This is a genomic window from Krasilnikovia sp. MM14-A1004 (genome assembly GCF_047159485.1).
Taxonomy (GTDB): domain Bacteria; phylum Actinomycetota; class Actinomycetes; order Mycobacteriales; family Micromonosporaceae; genus Actinoplanes.
Window position 1 is genome coordinate 2,388,919 of sequence record NZ_AP038773.1, and the last position, 15,934, is coordinate 2,404,852.

Sequence of the window (15,934 nt, forward strand, 5' to 3'; positions counted from 1 at the left end):
TGGTGTCACGACGGCGCATGACCGGCACGTGAGCCTGCCGCTGAGGAAAGGATGGTTCGTTCGAAGTTGCGCGACCAGTCACGAGGCGGCGATCCATCCATTGCAATCACCCTGCGTACAGTGGTGACCTCGTAAGGCTACATTTTCCGGTCTCGATGTCCCCGCTGGTCAAGCGGCGTTCGGATTCGGTCGGAGTTCCCGTACGGGCCCGGTGTGTGTCCCACGATCAAGGACAAGAACCCCGATTCCTGAGACGAGAGGGACCACTCGCCGGCAGCGGTCGCCCATCCGCCGACCGGGTCGATCCGGACCACATTGCCGTGCCGATCGGGGATCGCCTGTCCTACGTAGCCTATCTGCGCTGGGGAAAGTCATGGTGACGGAAGATCAAGTTCCAGGCGGTGGCGCTGTCGCTCCGGACGACGCTGACGTGGTGGCGCTGCGCCATCTCAACGACGTGCACGGGCCGGTTCTGTTGGCCTACATCACTCGCCTCACCAGAGGCAACATCCACTGGGCTCAGGACATCCTGCAGGAAACGTACCTGCGGGCCTGGCGCAATCCGGAGGCCCGCAACAGTGACGGCCGGTGGAGCCGCGCGTGGCTGTTCACGGTCGCCCGCCGGATCACCATCGACCATGTCCGCGCGGTCCAGGCACGCCCGCCGGAATATCTCGACGAGCGGATCGATGCGCACCGCGGTATCGGCGATGAGTTCGAGCGGCACCTGGACCGGCGGGAGGTGCGTGAGGCCATTGCCGAGCTGCCGGAGCGGCAGCAGCGCATCCTGATCGAGATCTACTTCCGGGAGCGCACCGTGGAGGAGGCGGCCGAGATCCTCGGCATTCCCGCCGGAACCGTCAAGTCGAGGACGTTCTACGCACTCAAGGCGCTCCGTGAACGACTGGTCGGACGCGGCTTCTGGGCCGCCGAGCCGGTACGGGTCTCCGGAGGCCTCCGGTCCGCCTAACCGCCGGTGGCTGCACGTTCAGCCCGCCGTCCGCGAAATGCCCCTGCCCGGTGGTGAACCCCGTTCGGCCGGCATCCGTTGTGGAGCCCGACCCGCCGGTCAGGCGCCGACCCGACGCCTCGATCCCAGACCCGGAAGGTGAACTCCGATGCCCTGGACCAACGAATACGAGCAGAGCCGCTCGCAGATGCTGCAGACCGTCAACGCGATCACCAACCAGTCCAACCGGAACCGGCGGGCCAGCAAGGCCGGCATGCTCCTGCACTTCCACTACCGTGACGAGAACAACCAGAGAATGATCCTGACGCGCTCGACCGACGTGTATCTCAGCGGCCGGGCGGAAAATGAGAACACCCCCGCCAACCGGCTGGCGCATCCGCAGGCCGCGGAGTCTCCGCGGGAAGCCGAGCACATGGTGGATCGCGAGGCACGCGAAATCATGCTCGAAGTCAGCGAATCGGGCCTGCGACCGTACAAGATCACTGGCGACCTGCTCGGCGACAAACCCTGCTGCGACCGCTGTGCCTTCACCATGCAGACGCTGGCCGACGACATGGCGGTCCAGTTTCCCACCGCTGGCGACGACGTCAAACTCAACGCATTCGCTCTGCGCTCGAACCAGCCTCCGGCGGACCACAGGGCCTACGTGGGCCGGCAGGGGCGGTCCACCTACGGCAGCGGCAGCGCCGAGCCGGTACGAATCGGCACCACCCAGGTGTGGCGGGACACCTACATTCCGGGAGAGACCGACCACCGCACCCCGGACGTCCGCCAGGACATCGGGCGTGGCAGCGACCCCTCCTACACGGACCGGTCGCCCTACACCTCGTCCTACGAGAACAGCTCGGGCCGCAGCACCTCGCCGGGCTCGTCGTCCGGTGGTGGTGGCGGCGACTTCCCGTCCGGTCACGGCAGCGGCTCCGAGTCGGAGACCTCGCACTGGTCGAACGAGGCCAACCGTTCCTCGAACTTCCTTCCCGGCACCAACCCGAGCGGCCGGGTGAGCCACGCGAACACCCCGCTGGACCTGAGCAGCTTGAACCTGGGTCCCACCTTCAGCAAGGACTACAAGACCGTCGTCGACAACGGGGAGACATACAAGAAGGCGGCCACGGTGGGCGACCTGCACGCATATGCGCACACCCAGACCGGTGATCTCGGTCTTTGGGACGCCAAGCGGGCTGACTGGACGGCCTACCCCGGCTACAACGCCAAGGACTGGGTCCGCGAGCAGGCGGCACTCGCCCGCGCGGGCAAGAGCGCCGGAGAGTCGAGCAGGAGCCACGGAGAGTCGTCGGGCTCGTCCAGGCACCACAAGGCGAAGGAGAAGAAGAAGCACGTGAGTGGCAAGTGACCCCTGACTGCACGCGAACGGCAGAGGGCATGTCGAACACGGGAACTCTCGACGGGAAAGTGGCGGTCGTCACCGGTGGCAGCAGGGGCATCGGGGCGGCCGTCGCGGCCCGGTACGCGGCAGCGGGCGCGTGCGTGGTCATCGGCTACCACCGCTCCGCCGACGCCGCCCACGAACTCGCCGACCAGCTCACGGTCGCCGGAGCGAGTTGCATCGCGCTGCGCGCCGACGTCGCCGACCCGCAGCAGACCGCACGGCTGATCAACCAGGCCGCGGACACCTTCGGCAGGCTCGACATCCTGGCCTCCTGCGCGGGGATCAACCACTTCGGCGGCCTGGCCGAGCTGACCCCGGCGGACTTCGACCACGTCTTCGCGGTCAACACCCGCGGCCAGCTCCTCGCGGCCCAGCATGCCGCCCGCCGGATGGGCGACGGCGGGCGCATCATCCTCACCTCCTCCAACGCCGCCCGCCGGACGATCTTCGAACACACCCTGTACGCCGCCAGCAAGTCGGCGGTCGAGGCCATGGTGCGATGTCTCTCGGTCGAGCTCGGCCGGCGCGGTATCACCATCAACGCCGTGGCCCCCGGCGCCACCGCCACCGACATGGCGGCCGCCAACGCGGCGAAGTACCAGCCGCCCGGCATGAACCTGTCCGCCACGGATTGGCTCGCCCTGAGCTACGCCCTGGGCCGGATCGCCACGCCCGCCGAGGTCGCCGGGGCCTACGTCTTCCTGGCCGGCGCCGACGCCGCCTACATCACGGGTCGCACGCTGCCGGTCGAGGGCTGCGTCTTCTGACACCATCGGGGTGACACAGTGGCCATACTCTGCAAACCAACGGTCGCGGTGCCGGAGCACGTCGTCACGCTGCAGGAGACGCTGGACCTGACCGAACGCCTGCACGCCGGACATCCCCAGCTTCCGCTGATACTCCGGCTGATCCGCAACACCGGCGTCCGCAAACGCCACATCGTGCAGCCGCTCGACCGTACGCTGCGGCATCCGGGGCTCGCCGAGCGCAACCGCATCTACGCGGCGGAGTCCAGGAGGCGGACCCCGGCCGTCGTCCTGGGTGCGCTGGCCAACGCCGGTCTCACCGCGGGCGACGTCGACGCCATCGTCTACGTCTCCTGCACCGGGTTCCTGATGCCCTCGCTCACCGCGTGGCTCATCAACGAGCTCGGGTTCCGCGCCGACACCCGGCAGATCCCCATCGCCCAGCTCGGGTGCGCTGCCGGCGGCGCCGCGATCAACCGGGCCCACGACTTCTGCCGCGCCTACCCCGGCAGCAACGTCCTGATCGTCTCCTGCGAGCTGTGCTCGCTGTGCTACCAGCCCACCGACGTGGGTGTCGGTAACCTGCTCAGCGCCGGGCTGTTCGGCGACGCGGTCGCCGCGGCCGTGGTCCGGGGCAGCGGCGGCGCCGGCGTCTCGCTGGAACGCAACAGCAGCCACCTCATCCCGCACACCGAGGACTGGATCGCCTACGCCGTCCGCTCCACCGGCTTCCACTTCCAGTTGGACCGCCGCGTGCCGGGCACGATGGAACCGCTGGCGCCGGTGTTGCGCGCGCTCGCCACCGCACAGGGGTGGGACGCCGGGGACCTCGGCTTCTACATCGTGCACGCGGGCGGGCCGCGCATCCTCGACGACCTGAGCAAATTCCTGGGCGTGCATCCCGACGCGTTCCGCTACAGCCGGGCCACCCTGACCGAGTACGGCAACATCGCCAGCGCGGTGGTGCTCGACGCGCTGGCCCGGCTCTTCGACGACGGCGGCGCCGCGGCCGGGGCCACGGGTCTCATCGCCGGTTTCGGGCCCGGTATCACCGCCGAGATGGCGTTGGGCACCTGGTCCGGCGCCGTCGAGCCGCGCGCCGACGGACTTCTGCGCACCTGAAACGACGGAAAGGCGGACCGGTCCCATGCCCCCAGAATCGTCAGCCCGCGACGACGACCGGCAGCTGCGCGAGGCGCTGCGGGCCTCGCGCGACCCGGCCTCCTTCGGTCGCGACATCCTGGCCGCCGCGCGGGAGACCATCGACCGGGACCTGCGGGAGAACCGCTGGACGGCCCGGACGGGCAGAGCGCTCCGCGAAGGGGCGGGCGACGCCGCCCGCTGGATGCGCGGGGCGTTCTCTCGCGGGCGTCCGGGGGAGGCGGTGGCGCCCGGCCAGGGGGCTTCCGCGGCGGGACCCGGGCGGGAAGCTCCGGGCGTGCGCAGCGGCCGCAGGGCGTTCGAGCGGATGGTCCGAGCCGTGCGGGCGGCGCGCAGGCTCGCCCAGTGGATCCGACAGCGCGTCACCCGGCGAGCGGCGCAGCCCGCCGATGCCCACGGCGCCGCGCAGCCGACCGCAACCCACGGCGCCCAACCCGCCCCCGAGATGCCGCAGCCGTTGGCGCAGCGCATCATGAACCGGCCGGTCCCCGGCGAGCGGTACATGCAATCGCTGCCGCCGGAGCTCGGCCAGCGAGCCGCGATCGCCCAGGCGATCGAACTCGCCGTCCGCCAGGACCCGAAGCTGGCCGCGCTGCACGCGGACGGCCGGATGAGCGGCGTCGCGCAGTTCCTCGCCGCCGTCGACAAGGACATCGCGCAGCACCGTTCCGCCACGCCGCCCCTTCCGGCGCCCGATCCTCATCGGCTGACGATGTGGGGCGACGAGACACAGCAGGGGATCGCCCGGGCGGCCACCGGACCGGCCGGGGACGTCGGCCCTGTCAACGGGGTCCGGGCCCGCGCGGCTCAGGTCCGTACGGCCCGGCCGGACGGCGTGTCGCGGTCCGCGTCGAACGCGTCCACGTCGTCGGCGCCCGTGCGCCGGTCGTCGAGCTCGGCCAACACGCCGCGCCGGTGACCAGGCGGTTCAGTACACAGAGATGTGGACGTGGTTGGTGTGCCAGCCCGACGGATCGTCGCCGCCGAACGGGTTGTTGTAGTCGTGCCAGCCCTTCGCCCGGGTCCAGATGTGGCGGAACCAGATGACGTACATGATGCCCAGCCGGTCCGCGTTCGACACGGCCCAGGTGGCCAGCGCGTCGCCCCGCGCCCGCTGCGCCCCGGTGGCCTCACCGCCGCTGGTCATCATGAAGTCGCAGGCCCGGCCCTTCGGGTGTTCGCCGTGGTCGTCGACCCGCCAGCAGCCGGCCCCGGGATAGCCCACCGAGGCGACGGTCCGGACCAGCTGGGCCGTCCGCGGGGTCAGGCAACCGCCGCCCGTCGTCGGGTCCGGGCGGATGCTGCACGCCTCCGGCGGCCACGAACCGTCGGCGCCGCGCGGCGCCGACCCGGTAGTGGTGAGGTTCGCACAGTCCAGGTCGACGCCCGCGAGGTCGCGGACCGCGGTGATCGCGGTGGCGGTGTGCTTCGCGTACGCATCGGGGTAGGCGCTGCGCTGCACCGTCTGCGCGGCCCGGGTGAGCTCCATGCTCTCCCAACCGCCCACCCTGAGCAGCGCCGTATAGAACGAGTCGGTGGCGTGTCCCGCGTCGTTGACCTGCTCCCGCGTGCCCCAGGCCGGGGGCGTCTGCTGGAAGATGCCCGACGATCCGAACGCGTCGGGCTCCGGGTGGGCGTGCAGCGCGCTCTCCTGCGCGGCCGTGGCGATCGCGACCGCCCAGCCCCGCGGCGGCACCCCGCGCCGCCGTCCGATGTCGACGATCAGCTGCGCCGTGGCCCGCTGCTCGGCGTCGAGATGCCAGGCGGTGCCCTGCGGCACCAGGCAGTCGGCGGCCGTGCCGGCGAGCGCCGGTTTCCCCGACTCGACCAGGGCGATCGTGGTCAACGGCAGCAGCACGCTGAGCGTGGCCCCGCCGACGAGTACGGCGGCGCGCCTCACGGCCGCCTGCCCGCTGTAGTGCACATGGGTCCTCCGAACCGGTCGGTGCGCGACGCTACAACGCGGCCCGGCCGGGCGGAGTTCACCGGACCCTCCCGTGGGTGGATCCGCCACTGCCGTGAACCATCCGGGGCGCCGACCCGTCATGGGGCCGGACCAGTCCCGCGTCGAGCGGCCTGGACCGCCCAGGAGGAACGACACATGACACTGCATGCGCGCGATCTCTTTCCCAATGCCCAGCGGGCACGCCACTACGGCACCCCGCCGCCGGATGCTGCCGCCGGTTCGTCGTCCACTCCGGATCCCGCCGCGCCTCCAGCCGCATCCGGTGCGTCCACCACGCAACCCGCGCTGGAACCCGCTGCGCCCGCACCGGAACCCGCGGCGGAACCCGCGGCGCCCACGCCGGAAACCGCGCCGGAACCCACGGTTCCGGGACCCGCACCCGCCACGCCGGAACGGCTCGATCAGCCGTCCACTGCTATGGGGCCGGCGCGATCGCCTTCGGCGGCACCCGTCGCACACCGGACGGATCTGCCGGAATGGGCCGACACCGACGTGCTCGGCGACGAGCCGTACGACGTCTTCGTCCGCCGCGTCACCGGTGGCGGACCGCCGGCGCGCCGGCCCTGGCGTGAGCGGTTCCGGCGTACGCCCGGCCGCAGAACCGCGGCACCCGCCCGGAAAGCGCCGCCGCCGTCGGCCGACCCGGCCGTGATCCGGCTGCCGGTCTCCCGTACCTCGATGGTCACGGTCTCCACGCCGGCGGCCGGGGCGGGCCGTACCTCGGTCACCATGATGCTCGCCGCCACGCTGGGCCGGTACCGCAACGGGCGCACGCTGGCGTGGGAGGCGGCCGGCGGGGACGGCTCGCTGGGCCGGCAGGCGGGGGCGAAACCCGTGTTCCGCGGCAGCATCCGTGACCTGCCGTACGTGCCCGGCGCCGGCTTCGACGTACTGGACGGCGACAACTACGCCTCCGACCGCGACCGGCCGTTCGAGTGGCTGTACGCGATGCTGAGCCGCAGCTACGACATCCTCGTCCTCGACTCCGGCAGCGACCTGCGCGAACCGGCGTGGGCCGAGGCCACCCGGCGCGCCGACCAGTTGGTCGTCCCGGTCACCGTCCGCGACGACTCCGTCGAGGCCGGGCTGTGGACCGTACGGGAATCGGCGGCCCGCTCCGCGATCGCGGTGCTGTCCTGCACCGAACCGCAGACCGACCCGGACCGGATCCGGGACATCTCCGAACGCTTCGCGGCGCTGCCGTGCGACGTGGTCGTCGTCCCGTTCGACGAATGCCTGAGCCGGGCCGGTTCGGCGCCCTACCGCGAGATCGGCGACCCGGCCCGGCAGGCCTACCTGAGCGTCGCGACGTCCGTGATGCGCACCCTGACCACCGCCTGACGACGAGGAGTAGCACATTGACGTCCGACACCCCGCTGTCCCGCGTGATAAGCGGCGACAAGGTCACCAATCCGCTCGACGGCGTGACACCCGACATGGGCATCCTCGGGCCCGCGTTCGGCCACACCTGGGCCCGGGTCGCGGGCGCCGTCTGGGCGCTGCTCATCGCCGCCGCCGTCTTCTACCTCGCCGCCGGTTTCCTCGCCATGGCACAGGCGAAGCGGGTCGGCAACGCCCACATGATCACCGAGGCGGCGGGGGACGTGAAGGTCCGCGCGACGGCGCTGGCCGGTCTCGTGGGTCTGCCGGTGATCGTCGGCGCGATCATCACCGTGGTCGGCTGAGCCGCATGCGCAAGGCGACAGCCGGGACCGCGGTGGTGGCCGCAGTCCTTCTGGCAGCCCTCCTGCTGACCGCGCCGCGGCACGGTGCGGGGCGGCGGGCGGCGGCCGAACCCGTTCCGGGCGGCGCCACCGGGTCACCTCCGGCGATCGACCATCCCGAGCCGGAGACGCTGCCCGCCGGGCCGGTGGCGGCGGCCGACGGCGGGAGCCGCAGCGGGCCCGGCGGGATTCCGCTGGGCTTTCCGCGTACGGCCGACGGGGCGGTGGCCGCCGGCACGGCCTGGCTGACCGTCCTCGAAGGCGTCGGCATGCTGGACGCCACCCGCCGCCCGGCGCTGCTTGCCGCGATCGGCGACGCGACGTTCGCGGCGGCGGCCGACCGGCGGATCGCGGCCCGCGCCGCCGGGCTCGCCCCGCCCGCCGGCCCGGATTCGGGGTACGTCGTGGCGCTCGCCCGGCCCGCATCCGGTGCCTACCGGGTCCTCGACGGCGGGGAATCCGCGGTCCGGTGCGAGGTGTGGTACCCGTACCAGCTCGCCGTCCGCTCGGACGGGGCGCCGCCGCCGGTGGCCCGCTGGTACCGCGCCCAGCTCGCCCTGCGCTGGGACGACCAGCGCGGGGACTGGCTGCTGACCGCGGACCCGGTCTTCGCCGACGGGCCGGATCCCGGCGAGCCGAGCCCGCCCTTCGCCGCCCGGACGGCCGCCCTGGCGGAGTCCGGACCCGGCTGGCACACGTACGCCGACGCGCAGGAGTAGACATGTGGACCGACGTGGGTGCACCACCCGCCGCACCGGGTGGCGGCTCGCTCGACACGGCCATGGCCGACGCCGCCGCCTTCCTCGCCCGCAGCCTGAAGTCGTTGCTGGGCACGACGTTCGCGGAGCTGTCGCACGTCGCGTCGCCGGACATCGGGTCGCGGCAGTTCCTGTCGACCTACGCGGCCGGCGCCGGCATCGCCATGTTCGTGCTGGTGGTCATGCTGGCGCGGCTGTTCTACCGCGCCTCGTCGGGTGACCTGAGCGGGCAGTCGATGGCCGAGTCGCTGTGGCGGTGGGTGCCGGCCGCGATGCTGCTGGTGCTGTTCGCACCGGCCCTGGGGCAGCTGATCGTGCAGCTGACCGACGCCGCCACCGCCAGCATCACCGGCTACTTCGCCGCCGATGTCGGCTCGCTGCCGGGCAGGCTGACCTCGATGGTGGTCGTCTCCGACCCGGACGCGCTGCCGGGCGGCCCGATCGTCGCGCTGCTGGTGATGGCACTGGCCTTCGTGGGGCTGGCCGGCATGGTCGGCGGGCTCACCGCGCAGACGCTGGTGCTGTATCTCACCGGCGCGGTCATGGCGGTGTCCTTCGTGGCGCTGATCGACCCGGCCACCCGCAGCCGGGCGTTGCGGCTGCCGGCGACCTGGCTGGCGCTGCTGCTGGCCAAGCCGTTGCTGTTCTTCCTGATCGGCACGGTCGCCCGGATCAGCGGGTCGGTCTTCACCGCCCGGCCCGGCGCCGATCCGGGCTGGCGGATCCTCCTGCCGGCCCTGATGGGGGCGCTGACGCTGCTCTTCGTCGGGCTGGCCCCGTGGACGCTGATCAGGATGGCGCCGCGCCTGCCGGTGTCGGCCACCGACCGGTACGCGCGGACCCGGCGCAGCCCCGCGCAGGGCCAGGGGCCGAGCGCGACCATGCTGCAGATGTCGCACCGCCGGATGAGCGGGCTCCCGGGCGGCCCGGCCCTGCCGCTGGCCGGACCTCCCGGCGCGGCGGCGCTCACCGGGCTGCCGGTGACCCACCCGCACCGTCCCGCGATGTCGGGCCGGGCCGCCGGGCGGATCCCGGCACCCGCCGCCACCGAACCCCGGACCGCACCCGCCGCCACCGAATCCGGAACCGCGCCGGGCGGCACCGAATCCGGAACCACGCCGGGCGGCACCGAGCCCCGGACCGCGCCGGAGGGCGCCGCACGCCGGGTCGATCCGACCGCGCTGCCGCCCTTCGGTGAGCAGGCGATCGACATGGCCCCGCCGGCACCCGAACTCACCCGACGGAGCGCCGCACGATGACCCCGGAGACACGCACCTCACGACTCGGCGGCGAGCTGCGCCGCCGTACCATGCTCGGCGGCGCCCGCAGCCGCATCGGCAACGTCGTCCTGGCCGGCGCCCTCGTCGCCGGGACGCTGCTGGCCGTCACCGTCGGCGGGCCGGCGGGCATCGCCTCGGCGGTGCTGCTGTTCACCCCCCTGTTCGCGCTGACCCGGCAGAACCCGGTGACCGGCCGGTCGCCGGGCCGGGAGTTCGCGCTAGCGGTGCGCTGGCGGCTGCGCCGCCGCCGCGGCGAGACCACGCTGGTTCCGCTGCACCTGGCTTCGCCGGTCGCCGCCCCGGCGACCCGGCAGCAGCGTCGCGCGGTGCGCACCTGGGCCCGGTCGATCCGCGACGAGGCGCCCGGCCTCGAAGGCGTCGAATGGCTCGGCGTCGACGGGGAACCCGGTACGGTGCTGCTGCACCGCCCGCCCGGCGAGCCCCGCTACCTGTCGGTGGCGCTGGAGGTCGACGGGCAGGCGCCGGGGCTGCGCACCGACCGGGACTACGACCAGGCGGCCGCCGCGTACGGACGGCTGCTCGGCCGGCTGGCCCGCGACAGTGGACTGATCGGCGGAATCCAGTCGGTGACCCGGATCGTGCCGCTCGACTCCGCCGCGCACGAGCAGTGGGCGGCCAGCCACGTCGACCCGGCCGCCCCCGAGCTGCTGCTCAGCTCGTACGCGGAGCTGGTGCGGATGACCGCGGGCGCGACCGAGATGGTCCGGCACTACCTGGCCGTACGGATGCCGTTGTCGGCGGCGTTCCTGCAGGAGGCCGCCGCCTGCGGGCCGGGCGAGGAGGGCATCGCCCGGCTGGCGCTCGCCCAGGCGCGCTGGGTCGCCTCGCTGGCCGCCTCGGCCGGGTTGCGGCAGCCGCGGATCCTCTCCGCGCACCACCTGGCGGCACTCCTGCGGCACCTGCAGAACCCCGACTTCCCGATCGACCAGACCGTCGACGTGTCACCGGCGACGTGGCTGCGCGGGCAGCGCGCCGAGCGGCACGGCACTGTCGTCGACGAACGGTGGTGGCACCGCGTCGCCGCGATCCCACGATCGGCGGTGACCGCCGAGCCGGTCGGCACCAGGTGGATCGCCCCGCTGCTGTACGGCATGGCCGCGCCGGTGCACCGCACCATCAGCCTCTGCGTCACGGTGCAGCCGGCGGCGCAGGCCCGCCGCCGGGCCCGCCAGGACCTGACGATGGACGTGGGGCAGGGCGAGGAGACCGCCCGCCGCGGCGCGATCGACGACGGCACCCAGGCCGTGCAGCTGTCGGCGTCCGCGCAGCGCCTCGCGGATCTGCAACCGGGCTCGGGCATCCACGGCGCGCACTGGACCGGGTGGGTGTCGGTCAGCGCGCCCAGCGCCGACGCGGTCATCCAGGCGTCCACCCGCATCGGTGACGCCGCCGACGAGTGCGGCATCGCCCAGCTCGACTGGCTCGGCTGCCGCCATGACGAGGCGCTCCCGGCCACCTGGCCGGTCTGGCGGGGAATGGAGATCGCATCGTGACCGACGTCCTGCGGCCGCAGGCGTGGCGGTGGCGCCGCTCGCCCGTGCTGGGCCGGCTCGGCCTCTACGCGCCCCGCGTCCCCGGTATCCCCAGCACCACCCGGCAGGCGGAGGTGCTGTGCACCGCCATCTCGGCGCCACCCACGGCGGTGGAGGGGCTGGTCAACGGGATCGACCTGACGACCGGCCAGCCGGTCTACCACGACCCGTTCACCGCGTACGAGAAGAAGGTGGTCTCCTCGCCCAACGTGGTGGTCCTCGGCGACCTCGGCAAGGGCAAGTCGAGCCTGCTGAAAACCGTGTTCGTGGTACGGCAGCTCACCTTCCGGCGCCGCCGGGCGGTGGTCGCCGACCGCAAGGACCAGAACGGCGAGGGCGAGTTCAGCGAGATCTGCCGGCAGCTCGGCGGCTCGCCGATCCGGTTCGAGCTGGGTGGTGGCGGCAGCCGGATCAACCTGCTGGACCCGGTGATCAACGTGTCGGCGGACGCGGGAACGACAGTCGCCGGGCAGCTGCAGCTGCTGCGGGCCGTGGTGCAGGTGGCGTCGGGGCGGCCGGTGGATTCGTGGCAGGGCGCGGCGTTGCGGGCCGCGCACCTGCGGGCGCTGGAGGCCGCGGAGGACGAGGGCCGGGTGCCGGTGCTGCAGGACGTCGTCCGGGCGCTGACCGCGCCGCCGCCGGTGGCGAAGTTCGGCGGCCTGGACACCCCTGGCGCCCGGCAGAGCTGGGCGGACGCGGCGCTGACCATGCGGTTCGACCTGGAACGGCTGATCGGCGACGACCTGGCCGGGCTCTTCGACGGCCCCACGTCGCCGGACGTGACGCTCTCCGAACGGCTCACCTCGTTCGACCTGTCGCAGCTGCCCGCGGACGGGCCCGCGGTCCCGCTGGTGATGACCGTGCTCAACACCTGGCTGACGAACCTGCTGCGGCGCGAACGGGGCTGGCTGACCACGTTCGTGGCGGAGGAGGGGTGGCATCTGGCGGAGGGCGTCGGCGCCCGGATCTTCCAGCGCAACAGCAAGCTGTCGCGCGGTATCGGCCTGGCCAACGTGGTGGCGTTGCACCACGCCTCGGACATCCCGGCCGACTCGCCCGCGATCAGCATGCTGCAGGAGGCAGGCACGGTCTACCTGTACGCCCAGGGGCGGGCCGCCGACGCCCAGCGCTGCATCGACCTCTACTCGCTGCCCGCGCACCTGCGCGACGACCTGATGTCGCTGCCGCAGGGCATGTGCCTGTTGCGGATCGACACCGGTGCGCCCATCGCCATGCAGCACCTGCGGTCACGGTGGGAGACCGCCATCACCGACACGGACGGGGCGATGGGCGCGCACCGGGCGACATCCGGGCAGGCGTTCCCGTGAACCGGCGGTGCCGGTGCTCCGTTGTAGCGGGTCGACCCGGGCGGCTGCCCGGTGGGGGACCTTCGAAGGGCGGTAACCGCATGCGTACGTCGTTCCGTCCGGTCCGGTGGTGCATCGCGGTCGTCGCGGGCGCGGCGTTCGCCGTGCTGCCGGTCGCCGCGCCCGCGTCGGCCGGCGGCGTCATCGCGAAGAAGGACGGCGCCTCGCAGGTCACGTTGAACGTCAAGAACAACGGTGGCGCGTTCGTCGTGCGGTTCTGCCTCAAGACCACCACCACGATGAAACGGCCGGCCGGCAGCGACCGGTCGTGCTCCGGCTGGCTGAGTGTCAACAATTCGTGGACGCTGACGGCCGACGTCACCGATTCACTCGACGAGGTCTTCCTGGACACCGAGGTCGACAAGTTCTTCGGCACCGAGACCCAGGACAACAAGCTGATCACCGGTGCCACGGACTGCGAGGTCTCGGGCACCACGGAGAACTGGCCGATCCGGTGCAACACGCCGAAGGCGCCGGCCGTACCCGTCAGCCCGCCGTCGGTCGCCCCGTTCGCGATCAACGCCGCCGACCCCAACGATCCGGCGATGTCCCTGCTCAACCTGCTGGCCTGGTGCGTGACGGCGGCGGCGGTCGCCGGACTGATCGTCACCGGCATGAACATGGCCCTGCAGATGCGCCGCGGCGAGCCGGGCGAGTTCTCCGAGCACTGGCGCGGCTTCCTCTACGTGGGCGCGGCCTGCCTGGTCGGAGCCACCGCCGGCCCGGTGGTGTCCTTTCTCGGACTTCCGTACTGATCCAGGGAGGCAGAAGTGGTGATTCGCCGATCCGGCGCCGACGACCGGGACGACCGGCCCTTCTGGAAGCAGCGGGGCTGGCAGCTGTCCGCGGGCTTCCTCGCCGTCGTGCTGGTCTTCGGGGTGTTCGCGGCACTGGGCCGCCATGCGGAGCCACGCGGCGCGGCCGAGACGGCGCCGATGGTCGGGCCGCTGACGGAGTCGCTGAATCCGGGCCGGACCCGGCCCGACGGCTGCGACACCGACGACTCGGACCAGTCGCCGCCCACCGAGCCGCCGGGCGATGTGACCTGGCGGCCGCTCAACGGCGGGTCGGTGCCGGTGTCGGCGTCCGCCGGGCCGTTGCGCGACGACGGGCCGGTCCTCTGGTGTTTCGCGCACACCCCGCGGGGCGCCGTCCTGGCGGCCACGGTCATCCCGCGGCAGCTGAGCGGGCCACGGTGGCGCGCTGTCGTCGCGCAACAGGTGGTGCCGGGCAACCCACGGGACATGTTCGCGGCGATGCGGGCGTCCATTCCGGACACCCCGCCGCAGTACATTGCCCGGACCCTGGCGGGCTTCCTGCTGCAGGACTACTCCCCGGAGCAGGCCACGGTACGGCTGCTGATCAAGGACGGTCAGGGGCAGTACACGAGGGTCGACTACACGATGGCCTTCGCCGGTGGGGACTGGAAGATCCAACCGCTGTCGGGAGGTGACCTGTACTCGGCGGAAGCGCCGGTGCCGGACCCCGCCGGATTCGTCATGTGGAGGACCTGAGATGGCCGCCTGCAGTTCCGGAGATGCCACCTACGGTGGCGCGTTCGGCTGGGTCAGCGACCTCGCCGACAACGGCGTCGGCGGGGTGCTGCGGACGATCGCCTACGCGATCGTCAACGCCGGCATCCAGATGATGCAGAAGATCAACGACGTGCCCACCCTCGGCCCGAAGGGGGAGGAGAACGCCGGGCGCATCACCGACCAGATCAAGTGGCTGGTCGTCGCGATCGCGGTGGCGTCGCTGCTGTTCGCGGCGGCCCGCATGGCGCTGGAGCGCAAGGGCGAGGCGGGCACGACCGCCCTGAAGGGCATCGTACGGATGATCCTGGTGGCCGGCGCGTCCACGTACGTGGTGACGAACCTCGGCACGCTGTCGGACAGATACACCGGTCACCTGTTCAAGATCTCCATCGACCAGCTGACATTCGTGATGTCGCGCTGCGGCAACGTGGACCTGGCGACGTTCCTGCTGATCGTGGTGGGTCTGCTGCTGATCCTGTCGGCGCTGGTCCAGATCGTCATGCTGTACCTGCGGCTCGGCGTGATGGTGATGCTGTTCGGCACGCTCCCGCTGGCCGCCGCGTCGTCGATGACGCAGTGGGGCGGCGGCTGGTGGCGCAAGCACATCGCCTGGATGGTGGCGTGGCTGGTCTACAAGCCCGCGGTGGCCCTGGTGCTCTACGGCGCTGTAGTGATGATCTCCACCGACGGCGGCGCCGACGCCGCCCAGCAGAAGATCGCCGGGTGCGGGTTGTTGCTGCTCTCCACGGTCGCCATGCCCGCGCTGCTGCGGCTGATCGTGCCCGCCGCCTCGGCGCTGGGCTCCGGTGACGGCATGGCCGCCGCGGTCGGCGCCGGCGGTGCCGCCGCGGGTGCCGCCGCGGCGATGGCCGGCAAGGGTGCCGGTTTCGCGCAGGGCTTCGCCGGCGCGGCCCGCGGTGCCGCCACCGGTGCCGCCTCCGCGGGAGGCAGCGGGGGCGGTGGCAGCGGGGGCGGCGGTGGCGGGGGCGGTGGCGGCGCGGGCCGCACCGGCCAGTCGGGCGGCGGTTCCGGAGGGTCGTCTCCCGGTGCGGGCATGCGCGGCCTGGGCGCCGTCGCCGGAGCCGCCGGGATGGCGGCCGGGGCGGTGCGGGTCGCCGCCCAGGGCACACAGGCGGCCGCGACCGGTGCGACGCGGGCCTATTCGTCGCTCAGCAGCCTCGGCAACAGCGCGGCGCCGGGCATCCACGACGACGACGGCGGCGGCAACCAGCGCTGACCCCGGCCGCGGAACCGGGCGCGGCGGGCCCCACCCTCCCCGGGGCCCGCCGCGCCGGACCCGCCCGATAAGCGGAATCGAGTCTCCCGAATGAGCAAGAAGGACACCTCCCAGAACCTGATGTGGGTGCTCTGGGCACTACTCGGTTCCGGCGGGCTCTTCATCCTGCTGCTGTGCGGGGTGGTCGGACTCATCATCATCGTCTGGACGGCCATCACGCCGGGCATCTGAACGGCGCGACGGTGTC

At 72.7% G+C, this 15,934-nt stretch carries 16 protein-coding genes; 15 read left to right on the forward strand and 1 reads right to left on the reverse strand.

The genetic code is table 11. The annotated features are described in order from the left end of the window. Positions 1-433: 433 nt before the first annotated feature. From ACMCNN_RS10915 to ACMCNN_RS10935, 5 genes are all read left to right on the forward strand, one after another. Entirely contained in the window at positions 434-970 is a 537-nt protein-coding gene (locus tag ACMCNN_RS10915) for a sigma-70 family RNA polymerase sigma factor (RefSeq protein ID WP_412746060.1), read from the forward strand. A 148-nt stretch (positions 971-1,118) separates the two neighbouring features. Continuing rightward, positions 1,119-2,324, forward strand: a complete 1,206-nt coding sequence (locus ACMCNN_RS10920) for a hypothetical protein (protein ID WP_412746061.1) — start codon at positions 1,119-1,121, stop codon at positions 2,322-2,324. Positions 2,325-2,353: 29 nt separating this feature from the next. Then, positions 2,354-3,127 (forward strand): SDR family NAD(P)-dependent oxidoreductase, encoded by a 774-nt coding sequence (locus ACMCNN_RS10925; protein WP_412746062.1) that lies wholly within the window; start codon positions 2,354-2,356, stop codon positions 3,125-3,127. 18 nt (positions 3,128-3,145) lie between these two features. Then, complete coding sequence (locus tag ACMCNN_RS10930) at positions 3,146-4,228, forward strand: type III polyketide synthase (RefSeq protein ID WP_412746063.1); 1,083 nt, start codon at positions 3,146-3,148, stop codon at positions 4,226-4,228. Positions 4,229-4,253: 25 nt separating this feature from the next. Then, positions 4,254-5,186 (forward strand): hypothetical protein, encoded by a 933-nt coding sequence (locus ACMCNN_RS10935; RefSeq protein WP_412746064.1) that lies wholly within the window; start codon positions 4,254-4,256, stop codon positions 5,184-5,186. Positions 5,187-5,195: 9 nt separating this feature from the next. Here the strand turns inward: ACMCNN_RS10935 and ACMCNN_RS10940 are convergent, their stop codons facing one another. After that, a complete protein-coding gene (locus ACMCNN_RS10940; protein ID WP_412746065.1) occupies positions 5,196-6,167 on the reverse strand; it encodes a hypothetical protein in 972 nt (323 codons plus the stop codon). Positions 6,168-6,368: 201 nt separating this feature from the next. On the opposite strand from ACMCNN_RS10940, the gene ACMCNN_RS10945 reads away from it, so the two are divergent. From ACMCNN_RS10945 to ACMCNN_RS10990, 10 genes are all read left to right on the forward strand, one after another. Continuing rightward, entirely contained in the window at positions 6,369-7,574 is a 1,206-nt protein-coding gene (locus tag ACMCNN_RS10945; protein WP_412746066.1) for a MinD/ParA family protein, read from the forward strand. A gap of 17 nt (positions 7,575-7,591) precedes the next feature. Further along, positions 7,592-7,918, forward strand: coding sequence for a hypothetical protein (locus tag ACMCNN_RS10950; protein WP_412746067.1), 327 nt, complete (start codon positions 7,592-7,594; stop codon positions 7,916-7,918). 5 nt (positions 7,919-7,923) lie between these two features. Then, a complete protein-coding gene (locus ACMCNN_RS10955) occupies positions 7,924-8,676 on the forward strand; it encodes a hypothetical protein (RefSeq protein ID WP_412746068.1) in 753 nt (250 codons plus the stop codon). A gap of 2 nt (positions 8,677-8,678) precedes the next feature. Beyond that, entirely contained in the window at positions 8,679-9,974 is a 1,296-nt protein-coding gene (locus ACMCNN_RS10960) for a hypothetical protein (protein WP_412746069.1), read from the forward strand. Then, positions 9,971-11,509, forward strand: a complete 1,539-nt coding sequence (locus ACMCNN_RS10965) for an SCO6880 family protein (protein WP_412746070.1) — start codon at positions 9,971-9,973, stop codon at positions 11,507-11,509. Before ACMCNN_RS10960 ends, ACMCNN_RS10965 begins: the two co-directional genes overlap by 4 nt. Further along, positions 11,506-12,876 (forward strand): hypothetical protein, encoded by a 1,371-nt coding sequence (locus ACMCNN_RS10970; RefSeq protein ID WP_412746071.1) that lies wholly within the window; start codon positions 11,506-11,508, stop codon positions 12,874-12,876. The genes ACMCNN_RS10965 and ACMCNN_RS10970 overlap by 4 nt, the downstream gene beginning before the upstream one ends. Before the next feature lie 80 nt (positions 12,877-12,956). Next, the gene (locus tag ACMCNN_RS10975) at positions 12,957-13,670 is read left to right on the forward strand and encodes a hypothetical protein (RefSeq protein ID WP_412746072.1); all 714 of its coding nucleotides are present in this window, start codon (positions 12,957-12,959) and stop codon (positions 13,668-13,670) included. 15 nt (positions 13,671-13,685) lie between these two features. Beyond that, the gene (locus ACMCNN_RS10980; RefSeq protein WP_412746073.1) at positions 13,686-14,429 is read left to right on the forward strand and encodes a hypothetical protein; all 744 of its coding nucleotides are present in this window, start codon (positions 13,686-13,688) and stop codon (positions 14,427-14,429) included. Between the two features lies 1 nt (position 14,430). Further along, positions 14,431-15,687 (forward strand): hypothetical protein, encoded by a 1,257-nt coding sequence (locus ACMCNN_RS10985; RefSeq protein WP_412746074.1) that lies wholly within the window; start codon positions 14,431-14,433, stop codon positions 15,685-15,687. Positions 15,688-15,777: 90 nt separating this feature from the next. Beyond that, positions 15,778-15,918 (forward strand): hypothetical protein, encoded by a 141-nt coding sequence (locus ACMCNN_RS10990; RefSeq protein ID WP_412746075.1) that lies wholly within the window; start codon positions 15,778-15,780, stop codon positions 15,916-15,918. Positions 15,919-15,934: the final 16 nt, after the last annotated feature.

Excerpts from the sequence above, each read along its gene's own strand:
- ACMCNN_RS10935 (WP_412746064.1), top strand. The coding sequence starts at position 4,254 with ATGCCCCCAGAATCGTCAGCCCGCGACGACGACCGGCAGCTGCGCGAG.
- ACMCNN_RS10985 (WP_412746074.1), top strand. The coding sequence starts at position 14,431 with ATGGCCGCCTGCAGTTCCGGAGATGCCACCTACGGTGGCGCGTTCGGC.
- ACMCNN_RS10925 (WP_412746062.1), top strand. The coding sequence starts at position 2,354 with ATGTCGAACACGGGAACTCTCGACGGGAAAGTGGCGGTCGTCACCGGT.
- ACMCNN_RS10920 (WP_412746061.1), top strand. The coding sequence starts at position 1,119 with ATGCCCTGGACCAACGAATACGAGCAGAGCCGCTCGCAGATGCTGCAG.
- ACMCNN_RS10990 (WP_412746075.1), top strand. The coding sequence starts at position 15,778 with ATGAGCAAGAAGGACACCTCCCAGAACCTGATGTGGGTGCTCTGGGCA.
- ACMCNN_RS10965 (WP_412746070.1), top strand. The coding sequence starts at position 9,971 with ATGACCCCGGAGACACGCACCTCACGACTCGGCGGCGAGCTGCGCCGC.
- ACMCNN_RS10945 (WP_412746066.1), top strand. The coding sequence starts at position 6,369 with ATGACACTGCATGCGCGCGATCTCTTTCCCAATGCCCAGCGGGCACGC.
- ACMCNN_RS10960 (WP_412746069.1), top strand. The coding sequence starts at position 8,679 with ATGTGGACCGACGTGGGTGCACCACCCGCCGCACCGGGTGGCGGCTCG.
- ACMCNN_RS10975 (WP_412746072.1), top strand. The coding sequence starts at position 12,957 with ATGCGTACGTCGTTCCGTCCGGTCCGGTGGTGCATCGCGGTCGTCGCG.
- ACMCNN_RS10955 (WP_412746068.1), top strand. The coding sequence starts at position 7,924 with ATGCGCAAGGCGACAGCCGGGACCGCGGTGGTGGCCGCAGTCCTTCTG.